General features: G+C 56.9%; 13 protein-coding genes. 7 read left to right on the top strand and 6 right to left on the bottom strand.

Features of this window, described 5'->3' with window-relative positions; genetic code table 11:
- Positions 1 to 46 precede the first annotated feature (46 nt).
- Positions 47 to 601 carry a PEP-CTERM sorting domain-containing protein gene (locus tag HB393_RS04330; protein WP_213803919.1) on the top strand — a complete coding sequence of 185 codons (555 nt, stop codon included), beginning with the start codon at positions 47 to 49 and terminating at the stop codon, positions 599 to 601.
- A 111-nt stretch (positions 602 to 712) separates the two neighbouring features.
- On the top strand, positions 713 to 2,395 hold the full coding sequence (locus HB393_RS04325; protein ID WP_255550784.1) for a peptidase S10: 1,683 nt from the start codon (positions 713 to 715) through the stop codon (positions 2,393 to 2,395).
- Between the two features lie 62 nt (positions 2,396 to 2,457).
- Here HB393_RS04325 and HB393_RS04320 read toward each other — a convergent pair whose 3' ends face one another.
- Complete coding sequence (locus HB393_RS04320; RefSeq protein WP_213803918.1) at positions 2,458 to 3,429, bottom strand: SDR family oxidoreductase; 972 nt, start codon at positions 3,427 to 3,429, stop codon at positions 2,458 to 2,460.
- A 420-nt stretch (positions 3,430 to 3,849) separates the two neighbouring features.
- On the opposite strand from HB393_RS04320, the gene HB393_RS04315 reads away from it, so the two are divergent.
- Positions 3,850 to 5,169, top strand: a complete 1,320-nt coding sequence (locus HB393_RS04315) for a nucleotide sugar dehydrogenase (protein WP_213803917.1) — start codon at positions 3,850 to 3,852, stop codon at positions 5,167 to 5,169.
- Positions 5,170 to 5,378: 209 nt separating this feature from the next.
- On the opposite strand, the gene HB393_RS04310 is transcribed toward HB393_RS04315, so the two are convergent.
- Positions 5,379 to 5,522 (bottom strand): hypothetical protein, encoded by a 144-nt coding sequence (locus tag HB393_RS04310; RefSeq protein WP_213803916.1) that lies wholly within the window; start codon positions 5,520 to 5,522, stop codon positions 5,379 to 5,381.
- Positions 5,519 to 5,893: a hypothetical protein gene (locus HB393_RS04305; protein ID WP_213803915.1), complete on the bottom strand. Its 375-nt coding sequence runs from the start codon at positions 5,891 to 5,893 to the stop codon at positions 5,519 to 5,521. Before HB393_RS04305 ends, HB393_RS04310 begins: the two co-directional genes overlap by 4 nt.
- Positions 5,894 to 6,262: 369 nt before the next feature.
- Here HB393_RS04305 and HB393_RS04300 point away from each other — a divergent pair, with 369 nt between their 5' ends.
- A complete protein-coding gene (locus HB393_RS04300) occupies positions 6,263 to 7,837 on the top strand; it encodes a hypothetical protein (RefSeq protein WP_213803914.1) in 1,575 nt (524 codons plus the stop codon).
- A 366-nt stretch (positions 7,838 to 8,203) separates the two neighbouring features.
- Here HB393_RS04300 and HB393_RS04295 read toward each other — a convergent pair whose 3' ends face one another.
- On the bottom strand, positions 8,204 to 9,385 hold the full coding sequence (locus HB393_RS04295) for a glycosyltransferase (RefSeq protein ID WP_213803913.1): 1,182 nt from the start codon (positions 9,383 to 9,385) through the stop codon (positions 8,204 to 8,206).
- Between the two features lie 281 nt (positions 9,386 to 9,666).
- On the opposite strand from HB393_RS04295, the gene HB393_RS04290 reads away from it, so the two are divergent.
- Positions 9,667 to 10,413, top strand: coding sequence for a polysaccharide deacetylase family protein (locus tag HB393_RS04290; RefSeq protein WP_213803912.1), 747 nt, complete (start codon positions 9,667 to 9,669; stop codon positions 10,411 to 10,413).
- Positions 10,410 to 11,525 (top strand): glycosyltransferase, encoded by a 1,116-nt coding sequence (locus HB393_RS04285; RefSeq protein WP_213803911.1) that lies wholly within the window; start codon positions 10,410 to 10,412, stop codon positions 11,523 to 11,525. The genes HB393_RS04290 and HB393_RS04285 overlap by 4 nt, the downstream gene beginning before the upstream one ends.
- A 46-nt stretch (positions 11,526 to 11,571) precedes the next feature.
- Here the strand turns inward: HB393_RS04285 and HB393_RS04280 are convergent, their stop codons facing one another.
- Complete coding sequence (locus HB393_RS04280; RefSeq protein WP_213803910.1) at positions 11,572 to 12,486, bottom strand: hypothetical protein; 915 nt, start codon at positions 12,484 to 12,486, stop codon at positions 11,572 to 11,574.
- Positions 12,487 to 12,677: 191 nt separating this feature from the next.
- Here HB393_RS04280 and HB393_RS04275 point away from each other — a divergent pair, with 191 nt between their 5' ends.
- On the top strand, positions 12,678 to 13,583 hold the full coding sequence (locus HB393_RS04275) for a glycosyltransferase family 2 protein (RefSeq protein ID WP_213803909.1): 906 nt from the start codon (positions 12,678 to 12,680) through the stop codon (positions 13,581 to 13,583).
- 84 nt (positions 13,584 to 13,667) lie between these two features.
- Here the strand turns inward: HB393_RS04275 and HB393_RS04270 are convergent, their stop codons facing one another.
- Positions 13,668 to 15,416 (bottom strand): choice-of-anchor Q domain-containing protein, encoded by a 1,749-nt coding sequence (locus HB393_RS04270; RefSeq protein WP_213803908.1) that lies wholly within the window; start codon positions 15,414 to 15,416, stop codon positions 13,668 to 13,670.
- Positions 15,417 to 15,437 lie beyond the last annotated feature (21 nt).

Genomic DNA, 15,437 nt, shown 5'->3' with positions numbered 1-15,437 from the left:
GCAAAACCAAAGAAGCAAAAAATCTAGGGACCTAGGACAAGAAACGATGATGAAGATAATGACGAAGTTCAACAAGCAGAACAAGAAAATGGCACTCTCGCTCTCAATGCTGGTGCTGGCAGTAGCCTCCCTGCTCTCCACATCCGCGTTCGCCGACACCATCACCCTGAACCTGAGCAACGCAGTGCAGACGGCGAGCGCTGGTTCGACCCTGTCGTTCGACGCCACCGTAAACGCCAGCAACGCCAATCTCGGAACCGTCTTCCTGAACGGCGATAGCCTCACGCTCGACTCGCCGCTCACCCTGGACGACACCGGCTTCCTCACAAACTTTCCTCTGAGCCTGGATGCAGGCGATTTCTTCAGCGGACTGCTCTTCACCATCTCCCTTCCCCCTGAGACCGCTGCCGGCCTCTACACCGGCTCTTTCGTCATCCTCGGAGGCGCGGACGCATCGGCGCAGGACATCCTGGCGACGGTAAACTTCAACGTCAACGTCCCCGAAGCGAGCCAGGTCCCCGAACCCTCCAGTGTGCTGCTCTTAGCCACCGGCCTGATGAGCCTCGGCATCGCAGTAGCGTACAAACGGGCGATCCTCTAAAACTCACAGCCCTCCTAAACCCAAAGCCCCGGCGATAGCCGGGGCTTTACTGTTATCGAAATCTCATTGTATTTTTAAGGCCAGTCGAGAATTTGAAAGTGAGATCGCAATATGAAGATTGGTCAGGTCTGTGGAGTCGTCAGTTTAACTCTGACGTTGGGGATAACCAGCATCGCAACAGCACAAAAAAGTGATGCCGCCAAACAGGAATCCGCGAAGAAACAGGACAAGCTGGTCGTAAGCGGAACCCCCGTAACCCCTCCAACCGCTGCCCCGGCAGACTCCACAACCGAAGGCTCCGTAACCGTCGGCGGCCAGACGATCGCCTACAAAGCCGTAGCCGGAACCATCACCGTAGGCGCCACCGACGCGCAGGACGCCCTCATCGGCCTCGACGGAAAGATGCTCCCCGACACCGGCGTCAACGTCCCCGACGCCGCCAAGCCCGAGGACGCTCCACCCACGGCCCGCATGTTCTACGCCGCCTACTTCAAAAAAGGCGCCCCATCAGAGACCCGCCCCGTCACCTTCCTCTACAACGGCGGCCCCGGCTCCGCGACGATGTGGCTGCACATGGGCAGCTTCGGCCCCAGACGCGTCCTCACCACCGACACCCAGCACGATGAGGCCGCTCCCTACAAGATCGTGAACAACGACTACAGCCTCCTCGACGTCAGCGACGTCGTCTTCATCGACGCTCCCGGAACCGGCTTCAGCCGCATCATGGGCAAGGACAAAGAGAAAGCCTTCTGGGGCACCGACCCCGACGCCCACGCCTTCGAGCGCTTCATCCGCCGCTTCCTCACCAAGTACGAGCGTTGGAACTCCCCCAAATACCTCTTCGGCGAGAGCTACGGAACCCCGCGCTCCGCGGTCCTATCCGCTGACCTGCAGAACGTCGACCTCAACGGAATCGTGCTCCTCTCGGCGATCCTCAGCTTCGACAACAGCGCCGACGGCCCAAAATGGAACCCCGGAGTCGACCAGGCCTACGCCCTCGCTCTCCCGACCTACGCCGCTAGCGCCTTCTACCACAAGAAGCTCTCCAATCCTCCCGCCGCGCTCGAGCCCTTCCTCGCCGAGGTAGAGCAGTTCGCCTTGGGCGACTACATGGCCGCGCTCCTCCAGGGCAGTGACCTCCCCGACGCACGCAGACAAGCCATCGCCGAGAAGCTCCACAACTACACCGGCCTACCCGTTGCCTATCTGCTGAAGGCCAACCTCCGTGTAAGCGGCGGAGCCTTCAGCAAGAACCTGCAGGACGCCGACGGCCTCACCACCGGACGTCTCGACACCCGCTACAAGGGACCCGACTTCAACCCCACCAGCGAAGAGGCCGAGTACGATCCGCAAAGCAACGCCATCAGCTCCGCATACACCACCGCCATCAACCAGTACATGCGCACCGAGCTGAAGTACGGCTCCGATCAGACCTACAAGCCGGGAGCATACATGGACGCCGGCTTCACCTGGGACCTGCGCCATCAGGTTCCCGGCGGACCTCCCGTCGGCCAGGGAGAAGGCGGCGTCAATGTAATGCCGGACCTCGCCCTCACCATGAAGTCGAACCCGAAGATGAAGGTCCTACTCGCAGGTGGATACTACGATCTGGCCACGCCTTACTTCGAGGGCAAGTTCGAGATGCATCATCTCCCCATTCCCTTGGCGCTGCAGAAGAACATTAGCTACAAGTACTACCCCAGCGGACACATGGTCTACGTAAACGATGAAGTCCTGAAGCAGTTCCACGCCGACGTCGCAGCATTCATCCAGGGAACGGAAGCCGGCAAGTAAAGCCCACAAAAAGGCCGGACCACAAAGGTCCGGCCTCTCTCTCTTACTACGCGCACTCTGAACTACAGAGTCGCAAGCTCCCTGTCCTTCTTCTCTTTCCCTTCGAGATACCACGCAACAGTCTTGCGCAGACCCTCGTGGAAGTGAGCCTTGGGCTCATATCCAAGATCCCGCTTCGCCCGCTCGATGCTCGCAAGCGAGTGCTGAATATCGCCGGCCCGCGGAGGACCGTAGTGCGGCTTCTCCTTGAAGCCCACCTGCTCCGCAATCACCTCATAGACCTCGTTCAAGGTATGGCTATTGCCCGTTCCGATATTGAAGACGCGTCCCGTAGCCACCTCACGCGGCGCAACCGCGGCCAGCAGATTCGCGCTGACGGCATTATCGATGTAGGTGAAGTCGCGGCTCGTAAGGCCATCGCCAAAGATCGTAGGAGTAACACCTTCCATCATCTTGTAGGTGAACTGCGCGATAACGCCCGAATAAGGCGAGTCCGCTGCCTGACGAGGCCCAAAGATGTTGAAGTAGCGCAGACAAACACCCTCCAGCCCATACGCCCGATGGAAGGACTGAATGTAGTACTCACAGGTCAGCTTCTGCACCGCATAGGGCGAGAGCGGCATGGGCAACATCTCTTCGTGCTTAGGCTGGGTCGGCTGATCTCCATACGCCGACGAAGACGCCGCATACACGATACGGCGAACGCCAGCGTCGCGGGCAGCCACAAGCGTGTTCAGTGTGCCGTTGATGTTCGATTCGTGCGAGGTAACTGGATCTTTGACCGATCGCGGCACCGAGGCAAGCGCAGCCTGGTGAAGGATAACCTCGACTCCCTGACAAGCCTCCTTCATGCCCTGGACATCCTGAATGTCCATCTTCTGGAAAGAGATCTGATCGCGAATGTCGGCCAGGTTATCCAGGTTTCCCGTCGACAGGTTATCGACGCCTTGGACGGTGTGTCCCTGCTCGACAAGAGCATGGGCAAGAGACGAGCCGATAAAACCGGCAATTCCGGTGATGAGGTAACGTGCCATGAATCCTCCGCCCAGCGGTATAGTTCCTGGGTTCTGGTGAAGCAAGCCGAGTCTTCCTGTGGCGGCGTAGAGATCGGGGAGCCGGTGCACAGCAAGAACTTAGTCTGGCAAGGACATTCGTTTGCGTCCATGCAACTTTGGTGCAGTTGGGAGACACCAAATCAGAACGCGATTCAATAGTCGGCTGTAAGTCAGCACTGCACAACACTATATCTGACTCCGGCAACTTCAATTCATGAATTCTTGTAGATCGAAATATTTATAGCTATCCCGAAGAACCGCATCAAAGCCCCGAATGGAGCGAGGATCGCGAAAGCTGAGTTATCTTCTGCATAAAAATCCAAGTTACGAAAGAGGAATGCGATAATCGTGGATATGTTGACCAGTGAAGTTGTCCTTCCGCTTATAGCCCAGGAACGCATGCAGCGCCTGGAAAGCCGCACCGCAAAAATTGGTGTCATCGGCCTCGGATACGTTGGATTGCCGTTGTCGCTTCTCCTCTCCGGAGCCGGCTTCAAGGTCACCGGCTTCGACATCGATGAGAAGAAGGTAACCGACCTCGAAGCAGGTCGCTCCTACATCTTCCGCATCGAACACACCGAGATCGAAGAGGCACGCAAGAAGGGTCTGCAAGCGACCACCGACTTCTCGCGCCTCACCGAGATGGACGCCATCATCCTCTGCGTTCCAACTCCCTTGACTGAGCACCGCGAACCCGACCTGAGCTACGTCGAGAACACCGCCAAGGCCGCCGCCCCCTGGATCCGCGAAGGCCAGCTCGTCATCCTCGAGAGCACCACCTATCCCGGAACCACCGAGGAGCTGCTGATCCCCGTCCTCGAAGCCGGAAACACCCAGGGCCTGAAGGTCCAGTCCAAGGGCGAAGCCGCCGAGAAGGGCGTCTTCTACGTGGCCTTCTCCCCCGAGCGCGAAGACCCCGGCAACACCACCGTCGCGCGGCACAACATTCCCAAAGTGGTCGGCGGACACGAAGAGATCGCCACCGAGCTCGCCGCCGTCCTCTACGAGGGCATCTTCACCCGCTCCGTACGAGTCTCCTCCACCCGCGTAGCCGAAATGACCAAGCTGCTCGAAAACATCTACCGCTGCGTCAACATCGCACTGGTCAACGAGCTGAAGCTCCTCTCCCTCCGCATGGGCGTAGACATCTGGGAAGTCATCGACGCGGCCTCCACCAAGCCCTTCGGCTTCCACGCCTTCTACCCCGGCCCCGGACTAGGCGGTCACTGCATTCCCATCGACCCCTTCTACCTCAGTTGGAAGGCGAAAGAGTACGACTTCAACACCCGCTTCATCGAGCTCGCCGGCGAGGTCAACGAGTCCATGCCGGAGCACGCCGTCCAGGCCGTCGTACGAGCCCTCAACCAGCACAAGAAGGCGATGAACGGCTCCAAAATCCTCATGCTCGGCATGGCGTACAAGAAGGACATCGACGACCTCCGCGAATCCCCTTCCTTGACCGTCATTGAGCTCCTGCGTGCAGAGGGTGCCGAAGTCCTCTACAACGACCCCTACTTCCCCACCGTAGGCCGCGGACGCCATTACAACCTCAACATGACCTCTACCCCCCTCGAGAACCTGGGCCAGTACGACTGCGTCATGATCCTCACCGACCACACCGACTACGACTACCAGCGAATCGTAGACGAGTCGCAACTGGTCGTAGACACCCGCAACGCAACCAAAGGAATCAAGTCTCCAAAGGTAGTTCGCTGCTAAGTCGTCATAAGGACCAGGCATCGACATCTAGCAAAAGCTACACCTGCCACCACCGCTAGATGTCGATGCAACACAGCCCGCCAGGTGCTGTTTGACGGTTAGGCTTCGAGGCGTGCCGCCGAACTCTTCGACGCGCGCCGCAACGTACATCGGTGTCACCCCGGAGAAATCCGCTATGCATTTTTCTCTTCACACCAGGAGGAAAACTTCTAGACGGCTTTGAAGTAGGCGCGACGGGTGTTCGGGTTGCGGATATTGACGGTGAAGAACTCCCAGAAACGTCGGCTACCCTCGGGCAGGCTCTGAAAGAGCACTAGGAGCGAATTCTCTCTGCCAACAAGAAAAGTGCTCATTCGCCCTCGCTCATGGCTGCTTGGGTCGTGCTCGGATCGAAGAAGATGTAGTGTGGCGTGCAGCAATCTTCCACCTTGGTCGCCACATAGGTGCCGCAGATCTCACATTGCAGGTTGGGTCCGTGGCCGCCGCCGGGGCCGCAGCAACCATATAGGCGGGTGATGTCTGAGGTCAGCTTCATGTTTTGCGTGTCGGCTATATTAGCGATGAAGTTTCCGACGTTGTCGTCGAAATAAAAGGAACTCTCCGACTGCATCAGGCCTCCAGGGGGGAGGAAGTCCTCCTCTATGGTCTCGTTTCGCGTCTCGAACGGCACCAACTGCAGTTCTGGGGTGAATCGCGTGGCGCACTGCCGGCAGACCAGGTGCATGGCTCCTCCTCCTCCGTAATTTACATATGTTAACGTCCTTTATCCCATAGATAAGCAACGATACGCATCAGCTCTGTCGCATTAACCGAGAATGAAATGCTCGTCCCATATCGATCTGACATGATGCCGCAAGCTGGAAGAGCCGGTTCCCAAAAACGGACTCCCTGTGGACGAGTCGACTTACACCCGCATTCCTTCATCATCTCCGCCAGCTCCCGGCATGAGATCCCATACGTGCGATAGCAGCCAACGCCAATCAGGCTAATGTAACCGAGCCAAGCCTTCGTATCAGGTATAAAAGGAGAGGCGAAGCGCCTCCGTTTCATGGCTCTAACATGCTCTCTTCATCCATAAAAAACGCGATGTCCTATGCCCAGTACTACGTCAGCTAATTCGGAATACAGCGTTACCCTCCGCGATCGTTCCAAGGCGCAGCAGTTGCTTGACGCCTTTCTACTACTCGCGATCCCAGCCTATCTGTTCCTCAATCTCTTCACCTTACACGGCGTCCCACACCTGATCGTCAGCGACGACGGGCTCTTCGTTCTCGATGGCTTACGCATGGGCGAAGGGCTGAGCATCTACCGCGACTTCTTCCAGTTCAACGCCCCAGGCATCGACTACATCTTCTTTCTCGCCTTCCGCCTGTTCGGCGTACACACTTGGGTTCCCGCACTGGTGAACCTGCTGCTCGGCACCTCGCTGTCGTACTTGGCCCTTCACCTCTGCCGTCGCATCATGCCCCGGCAATGGGCCAATCTGACCGCCGTCCTCTTCGTCGTCTTCATCTACGGCCGATGGCTCGACGCCACCCATCACTGGTTCAGCCTTCTGGCCATTCTTCTGGCCATCGTTGTCGTTATCCCGGAGCGTTCGACCTCGCGTGCAGCCATCGCAGGCGGCTTGATCGGCATAGCCACTTTCTTTACGCAGACCGCGGGAGCTGCGGCATGGCTCGCCTTCGCGGTCTCGCTCTCTTACGAGCGCACATCACTGTCCTCGCAGGCGGCCATGCTTCGCAAACAAGCAAGCCTGCTAGGGTCCGCTATTCTCATCTGGCTTCTTCTTAGCGCATCCACTCTTATGCGCGTCGGCTGGCGCACCCTCTGGTACTTTCAGATCGTATTTCCCCAGCTCTACGAGCGCCGGGTTGACACCAATCCCCTCGTAGCCTTGAAGCATGTCATCCCCCACGGCCTCTCCCTTATCCAGTTGGAGAATGTCATCTTCTATCTGATTCTGGTGTGCGTCCCACCGGCCGCAGTCTGCTTTCTGTGGGCGTCGCGCCTGCGAAAAAAGACGAGTCCTTGGGACCAGCGAATGCCTGCCGTTCTGCTCGCATCCTCCGGTCTGTTGCTCATGGCAGAGGTCGTCACCCGGCCTACCTGGATACGGCTCTACGCAGACTTCCTGCCTGCCATGATCCTCTTCTTCGCGGCATTGGCATACTTTCTGCAGAGTCGGCCACATCTCTCCCGCCTCGTCATCGCAGCGCTCTGGTCCGTGGCGGTGGTCTCGGGGATACGGCAGACCATATTCAACCACGCAACACATAGCAGCATCGCGTCATTGCCGACCGGGCGGATAGCGCTCAGCCTCCAGGAGGAAGAGGAGTTCCGCACCCTCGCCCAGCTCACGCGCCCCGGCGATCTATTCTTTCAGGCCTTCAGCGTCGATCTCTACCTTCCCCTCGGCCTCCGCAGTCCCGTCTACATGGACTATCTCCGCCAATCCAACGTAACGAGGCCCGAGTTCCTCACCAACGCCATTAATGCACTAAGTGATAATCGCGTCCGCTACGTCGTCCTTCGGCCCGCCTCCGACATCACCTTCGATACCGCGCAGAGCCATATCCTGGATTCCTTCTACGCCTGGATAGAGTCGCACTATAAGCTCGCGCAGCGCTTTCCGAACGGCGATCAGCTCTGGGAGTTGCAGTCATAGCCTAGGGTGTAACGCCGGAGTACAGACGAAGCCGAAATGACAGATCGATCGCCCTCACTTTTGCTTTTCTTCGCCAAATCTGTCAACCCTCACCAAACCCAAAAAAATCGCTAACCCACACAAACTAAAATAGATAATAAATAAAGCAAAGTGGCACGTTAGTTATGACCACTTGATAAAATAGAAATAGAGAAAAAAAGCAAAACCCTCGCCCACGCGAGGGTTTCGCTTGTAGCAGAAGAAGCCGTAACCCAAGCCACTGCACCTATTTGGCCATAAGCCTTGTATTTAGAATAATTTGCAACAGGCACTAGCCCGTATCTCGTTGCAATAAATCAGGTTACACCCGGGCAAGGGGGGTGGGGGTCACCCGGCAGGGAAAGGGGGCCGCCCCTCCAGGAGATTCCGGTAAGCCTGGGTAGTCCGGGACATCATCGCCTCCGTGGTGAACTGCAGAGCAGCCAGCTCCCGCCCCGCCGCCCCCATGGCCTTGGCCCGCTCCGGATCGACCGTCAACGAGAGGATCGCCGCCGCCAGCGCCGCCGGATCCTCGGATGGGACGATGAACCCCGTCACCCCATCCGACACCGCCTCCGCGTTTCCACCCACATCGGTGGCGACGACGGGAAGCCCGGCGGCCATAGCCTCGACGATGGCGTTGGAGAACCCTTCGCTCCTCGACGGGAGCACGAACACATCGGCACGCGAAAGATGCCCGCGAAGATCGGAGACTCCGCCGGCAAAGCGAAAGCGCCCAGAAAGCCCAAGCTTCTGGACCAGCGCCTGCAGCTCCTCGTAGTAGGCAGGCTCCAGCACCTCTCCAGCGATGCTGAAGGTAGCGTCAGGAAACTGCTGCACCACCAGCGCCGCGGCCCGAACGAAGACGTCATGCCCTTTGACATGACGAATATTACCGGCAGTCGTGATGAGGCACTCACCCGGGAGACGCGTCCCGCTGCCAGCCATCCAGTCGGCCAGGTCGAGTCCGTTGTAGATGGTCTGGACCCGGCTGGCCTCGATGCCATCCACCTCGATGCCATGCTGCCGCACCAAATTGGAGACAGCGAAGACCGCATGAGGCAACCCTGCCATGAGCCTGTAAGCCCGGTGGTGCTTTCCGGTCCTCAGGATGCCCATATCCCTGCGGCTCCAGATGAGCTTAGCGCTGGTAAGGCTGCGTGTGACGAATCCCGCCCAGATATCGGAGCTCTCAAAGAAGGTCTGAACAATGACAATCCTCTGCTCCCGGATAAACCGTCGCAACGCAAAAGCAGCCTTGAAGGCAGTAAGGTCATAGGTCCGCGTAAGCGGCAGCACATAGATAGGACAAGGAGGCGCAACCAGCGCCGAGCTCTCCGGATGCGCCGCAAAGGTAAGGATCGAGACCCGAAACCCATACCGAGGCAGAAGCGCCGCAAGCTTGAGCACAATGCGCTCCCCACCCCCAAGAGCCTTGGGAAACTGGTCGACAACGAGCAGAACATGAGGGATCGAGAGATCCACGGTGAGATCGCTCGGCCCCGAACGCAGGAGGACAACGGCGCTCATTGGCAGACCTGTGGGGTGGACCGGCTGGCTTGGAATGGCTTAGTTGTGCAGTTGGAAGGCATAAAGAAAATAGTTACGCGAATTGGATGGGCCAGGTTGTAAGTGCGATAAAACTCGCCCGAAGCACAGAAGCAACGGCGAATTGTAACTACGAGCAATGCGCGACTCAGGATAGCATGCAGATGGCGAATAACCTGTTAGTGCGTCGTCAGACGTTCGTGTCATTGGCGATACGATGGAACGTAGCTACGATTATGATTTGGCGGGAGCAGAATAAGCACATGCAGCGACTTCATTTTCTCTACCACGAGCTGCGCACGGAGGACAGTTCGTACTCGTACGTCGTGAAGAGCTCCGAGTTTAGCCGCCAGATGAAGTTGTTTGGAGAGATGCAGCGAGCCACCCAGTCGGAAGTAGTGCCGGAGGTGACCTTCGACGATGGACATATCTCGAACCTCCACCTCGCTCTACCAATCTTGCAGGAGCAAGCCGTGCGGGCACGCTTTTTTATCACCGTCGGATGGACGGGCAGACGAGACGGTTACATGGGATGGACAGATCTGCGCGAGTTACAGGCCGCGCAACAAGAGATCGGAGCGCATGGCTGGACGCATACTCTGCTGACACACTGCAACGCGACACAGCTTCAGACGGAACTAAAAGACGCAAGACTCAAGTTGGAAGATGAGTTGGGAGCGCCAGTGCCTACCATGTCGCTGCCGGGTGGACGGTATAACAAGCGTGTGCTGGAAGCCTGCCGGGAGGCTGGATACAAGCAGATCTTTACCTCTATTCCGCAACTGCAGAGAAGCTCGGATGAAGAGTTGGTCGGACGACTGAATGTAGTAGGTGGGATGAGCCTGGAGTGGATGGAGAGGGTGCTCGATCCGGCGAGCGGATTGTTGAATGGATTGGCGCGCAAGGACAAAGTGAAGGGCGTGGCGAAGAGCGTGCTGGGAGATGTGCTGTACGCGCGGCTGTGGGCTCTGGTAAACCGGAGCGAGCCTCAGAGTGACGAACCCGCATGAAGGTATTACACATCATCAGCAGCGGTGGAATGTATGGGGCGGAGGCGGTCATTCTGAACCTCTCACACACACTGAACGGAAGTGGACATAGCTCCATCTTGGGCGTATTTCAGAACTCAGCAAAGGTGAACGTACAGCTACACGATGTAGCGGTGCAAAATGGGATCGAATCGCATCTGATTCCCTGCTCCGGGCAGTTCGACCGAACGGTTCTGCAGAAGATTCGCGCGTTAGTATCGGAGACGCAGGCGGATGTGGTGCATGCGCATGGATATAAAGCGGACATCTATGTCTATCTGGCGCTACGAGGCCGCGGCGTTCCGATGGTCTCCACCTGCCATACGTGGTACGACAACGACTGGATGGTGACGCTGTATGGCAAGATCGATCGGCTCGTACTGCGTGCGTTTGCGGGCGTGGTAGCCGTCTCAGACGAGGTAAAGAGCCAGCTACTGCGGGCGAAGGTCGATGCGAAGAAGAGTCATCTGATTCGGAACGGCATCAACCTCGAGCCGTTTGAGGGAGCAGCGCCGACGTTTCGCGAGGCAAGTAAACGCGTGGCGGCTGGCAATCTGCTGGTCGGTTTGGTGGGCCGGCTCGCACGGGAGAAAGGAGTCGATCTCTTTCTCCAAGCCGCAGCGAGTGCGCTCAAGGAAGTACCCGAAGCACGATTTGTCGTAGTGGGCGAAGGACCGGACCGGGCAAGTCTGGAAGCGTTGATTGTCTCGCTCGAGGTGGAGAACGAGGTCTGGTTGGCAGGTGAGCGTGCCGATATGCCCGCCGTATACGCGTCGCTGGATCTGATGGTGTCGTCTTCCCGGCAGGAGGGCCTGCCGATGTCTTTGCTGGAAGGATTGGCCAGCGGACGGGCGGTGATCGCGACTGCGGTAGGAGCAGTGCCCAGCGTGATCGAGAACAGGGTTACAGGGGTGCTGGTTCCGCCGGAGAACGTTGCGGCGCTGTCGAGTGCCATCGTCTCTCTGTTGCAAGACGCCCCACGCCGGCGCGAGCTCGGAAACGCGGGACATAATCTGATAGCACGGGAGTTCTCAGCGAAGCGGATGACGTCGGACTATATGGCGGTGTATGAAGATGTGTTGGCAGAGCAGTAGAACAGAACGATTGCGCTTGTGACTGTCCCGTTCCCTCTTTCTTCTATCAGCCCTTCAAGAGCGCGATCATCTTCTTTGCGCTCTTGAGATAGAAGCCATTGTCGTAGCGATGTGGTCCGATGAAGTGGATGAAGGAGGCCTGGGTGTAGTCGACGTCTGGATGAGCCCAGTAGGAGAGGTACTTGGGGAAGCTGAGTGCGTATGCACCTTTGGTATTGGCGATGAGAAGACTGGAAGTGACCTGCTCGCTACCCCACTCGTCCCACTTTTCCTTTGCGATGCGGCGCATGAGATTTGAGAAGAATTCGACTCTTTGGCGATCGAAGGAACCGCTCGCAAAACCCGCGAAGCCGGCGTTTCCTCGGACGTAGTTGAGCGAGACGCTCTCCGGGAGCTGATCGAAGGAGCGCTCGCAGACGGCTTGGACCATGTGATTGGTGTTTCCCTTAGAACGGGCGGAAGCACTCGTCATGGACTCGATCTCCGGGAAAGAGCGGTCTCCCATCAAGGTAAAGCTGCGATTGGAGCTGATGCAATCGTTGATCTCGGGGATGGAGTTGAGGGTAAGGGTGTCGGAGTCTATCTGGATGACGTAGGAATCCTGAACTAAGTCGCTGATGAGCAGAAGGCGCTCCCAGCAGCTTCCTGTAGGACAGTCAGCTTTGGCGATCTTGGAGATGTGGACGATCGTCGCTTCGGGAAGATGATGAGCGATTGCAGCGTAGTCATCCTTGGTAAGGGAACCGTCGTCAAGGAGCACAATGCTAGGGTTACGTCCGAGCTTGCGGCAAAAAGTTTTGACCGCCAGGAGGTACATAATGACCTCGCCGTGACAGATCATAGAGACGAGGGCCACTCGCGGAACCCCAGTGTCGGCGTGGAGCGGCGGAGTATCGAGCAGAGCGCGGCATTGGAAGTTGAACCGAGCGCGTTGCAGGGCTCGTCTGGCGCGAAAGAACATGAGGGCTCCGGTGAACCTCTATTCGTAACTTTACTGATGCTTTTAACACATGCTGCTACGCTAACCGTGTTACTTATCATCATACTAAGTGGTCAATTTGGCCTTCCACCAGGTAGAGAAATACAAAGCTGAGCGGTTCACAATTTATGATGGGACAATCACTGTAGAAGGGTACAAAAGGCGGACCAAGAATGCCGACGGTTGATGTAATTATACCGGCTTATAACGCCGCTAAGTATCTGCCCATCGCGTTGGATAGTGTGGAGGCGCAGACGTTCGAGGACTGGCGCATTCTCCTAATCGACGATGGGAGTACAGATAATACGACTGAAGTCGTCAGGCCGTATATGCAACGACTGGGACCAAAGTTAGCGTATATTCAACAGCCGAACCGTGGGTTGCCGGCGGCGCGGAATACAGCGATTCGAAACTCGTCGGCAGAGTTTCTGGCTCTGCTGGACGCCGACGATATCTGGCTCCCGACGCGGCTCGAGCAGTCGTTGAAGAGCTTTGAAGGACGTTCCCAGGTTGGCCTGAGTTACGGATACATCTCACGCGTGGGACCGGATGGCAAAGTGATCGACACCTTTGCCGAACCGCAGAAGAACGGCGAGGGGTGGATTGCGTCGTCGATTTATACACGGGCGGTCTACCTTCCCTGTCCTACGATTACGTTTCGCAGGCGATGCGTGGACGAGGTGGGCACCTTCGATGAGACGTTACGTGCGACGGAAGATAGGGATCTTTGGCTGCGGATCTCGCAACGCTATCAGGTCGCATTGGTGCCACATTTAATCGCTCTGTACCGTACCTCTCCGGATTCCATGACGACTGATCCAGAGCGGATGTTGCAGGCGCAACTGCAATTTATCGAGAAGCATTATGGATCGAAGGGCTGTGGGTGGTTCGCACGACGACAGGCGATGAGCGGGATTTATCGGCAGCGGGCGGAAGCATTTGCGCTTCGGGGGCGGGTTCCTACTGCTTTCCAGAGTTCACTATGGGCGCTCTGGTATTATCCGCTCGGAGTAAATACTCTCCGAACCGCCGGTTCCCTGCTGATGCGTCTTCTTGGTCTTCGACGCCCGCACCGCTGAGTGATACTTACCAAACTTAGGCCGGGAATCACGAGTTTTAGGAATGGGACTACTGTCGTTGCCCGGTATTGCTCCAGGCGGCGATTAGTGCTGGATCGCTCCCATGTCGTAGTTTCCTGAAGATGGCCTGGGCTTTCCCGTATAGTCGATCCGGACCTCAGGAAGGTTAGCTCCTGAATCTCGGGCGGGACTGGATGGGGAGAGATGAAAATCAAACTTGTCCAAGTCTTGTTCCTTGGAGAATTGGGGCTGAGAGACAAATTTTGGACTCTCACATTTTTCGCTCTGAAGACCTACCCCGCAGCGGAATCCGCGAATTCCATAGTAGAGGTTGTTGGAACGAACGACGTGTCCGATCGGCTTTTGGAAGAAAAATCCTCCCGGACCGCCTCCCTTTCCTCCCAGGTTATAGGTAGCAGGATTGTCGTAGGCAAGAATAATATTGTTCTTATAAGTCAGGGTACTGTTAGAACAACCGTGATCCTCCCAACAATCGATGTCGAAGGTCGTCGGTGCGTAGGTAACAATTGTGTTGTTAGCCATAAATACCGTCCCTCCCTGACGCAGGTCGAAGGACAGGGCATCCTGCGCACGGCAAAAATCTCCTAAATGCGCATTAAAGGTCACTGGCTGTCCCATAATAGGCGCGGACATGCGGAGACAATTTGCGATGACCACATTATTGGTGAATATCACCGGATTCTCGTTCCCTCCCCACTTGAATGTAGCGCCGCCGTTGCCGGTGGCGATGGAGTTCGTAATGGTAAGGGGGCAATCGGTTCCAGTATCTGAATGGCCGAGGTCAAATCCGTCCTGGGTGTTATAGCTAAAACTGGAGTGATCGATGACAGCAGCCAGGCACATGCCGCTTGGCGTTCCAACGCCGTCGCCATAGCCTCCATTGCTCTGGCCAGAACAGGAGATTGCGTTGTTGCCAGGGTAGGCCTGATTGCAGCCGCTCCATTCAATACTTGAGTAGCTGAACTTCCAAAGGCCATGAACACTGGCGCTGTTACTGCCATCATCAAAGTCCCAGCCAGCAGCTCCGTTGTACGCGATGTTACAACGGAGACAGCTTACTTCACCGCCAATAGGGCCTTTGATGCCGCGCCCGGTATGGCCATGGATCCATAGGTCCTGCATGTAGAGATGGTGGGTTTTAGTATCGGTATGGATTCCATCCGAATCGAAGTCGTCGAACGGTGTACTTCGGTTGCATGTAGAGGGATAAGGTGGCAGTCCGAAGACCACACATTGAGAGTGGCGGGTAATCTCCAAGCACTCAACGTCGACATACTGGGCTCCGGATAGATTTACGGGAGTGATGATGCCGAAGCCGCCGAAGATCTGTGTAAGCTTCGACCGATCTGGTACATCCCCGTTGGAGCAGTTCGCGTAGTTCTCTCCCAAAATCCGGGTATGCTGTGCGGGGGTTCCGGAGGGAATGGTTGCATTGCTGCAGCCGGTAGTACCTCCACCCAGACACCATGTGTAACCTGCACCCGGACCGGAGTTAGCGTCCCAACCTACGCGCCACGGTCCGCCACGGATAATTACTGTGTCTCCCCCTGAGATGACCCACGCATCATTGTTATAGCTTTGGTCATCCCAGAGGTAACGATAGTCTTTGAACGCGCAATGCTGATTGGAACCTTTGCCACGGTATGGAACATCCGCCTTGCCATCGCATTGTCCTGTGCGGACCCGAGTAGAGTATCGGGTTCCACCATCCGGACGTACATACCACGTTTCTGCCAGTAAAGGAGCTACAGCTGCGAGTACAAGACACGACCCAAATAGAACACGGAGTATATTGTCTCGCAGCCATTTCATTATGCGAACGCTCCTATTTCT

The organism is Granulicella sp. dw_53, from assembly GCF_018449545.1.
In the GTDB taxonomy this organism is placed as follows: domain Bacteria; phylum Acidobacteriota; class Terriglobia; order Terriglobales; family Acidobacteriaceae; genus Edaphobacter.
This window is presented reverse-complemented; position numbering and strand designations above follow the sequence as displayed.

Coding starts and splice junctions, on each gene's coding strand:
- HB393_RS04330 (WP_213803919.1), top strand. CDS start 47: ATGATGAAGATAATGACGAAGTTCAACAAGCAGAACAAGAAAATGGCA.
- HB393_RS04325 (WP_255550784.1), top strand. CDS start 713: ATGAAGATTGGTCAGGTCTGTGGAGTCGTCAGTTTAACTCTGACGTTG.
- HB393_RS04320 (WP_213803918.1), bottom strand. CDS start 3,429: ATGGCACGTTACCTCATCACCGGAATTGCCGGTTTTATCGGCTCGTCT.
- HB393_RS04315 (WP_213803917.1), top strand. CDS start 3,850: ATGCAGCGCCTGGAAAGCCGCACCGCAAAAATTGGTGTCATCGGCCTC.
- HB393_RS04310 (WP_213803916.1), bottom strand. CDS start 5,522: ATGAGCACTTTTCTTGTTGGCAGAGAGAATTCGCTCCTAGTGCTCTTT.
- HB393_RS04305 (WP_213803915.1), bottom strand. CDS start 5,893: ATGCACCTGGTCTGCCGGCAGTGCGCCACGCGATTCACCCCAGAACTG.
- HB393_RS04300 (WP_213803914.1), top strand. CDS start 6,263: ATGCCCAGTACTACGTCAGCTAATTCGGAATACAGCGTTACCCTCCGC.
- HB393_RS04295 (WP_213803913.1), bottom strand. CDS start 9,385: ATGAGCGCCGTTGTCCTCCTGCGTTCGGGGCCGAGCGATCTCACCGTG.
- HB393_RS04290 (WP_213803912.1), top strand. CDS start 9,667: ATGCAGCGACTTCATTTTCTCTACCACGAGCTGCGCACGGAGGACAGT.
- HB393_RS04285 (WP_213803911.1), top strand. CDS start 10,410: ATGAAGGTATTACACATCATCAGCAGCGGTGGAATGTATGGGGCGGAG.
- HB393_RS04280 (WP_213803910.1), bottom strand. CDS start 12,486: ATGTTCTTTCGCGCCAGACGAGCCCTGCAACGCGCTCGGTTCAACTTC.
- HB393_RS04275 (WP_213803909.1), top strand. CDS start 12,678: ATGCCGACGGTTGATGTAATTATACCGGCTTATAACGCCGCTAAGTAT.
- HB393_RS04270 (WP_213803908.1), bottom strand. CDS start 15,416: ATGAAATGGCTGCGAGACAATATACTCCGTGTTCTATTTGGGTCGTGT.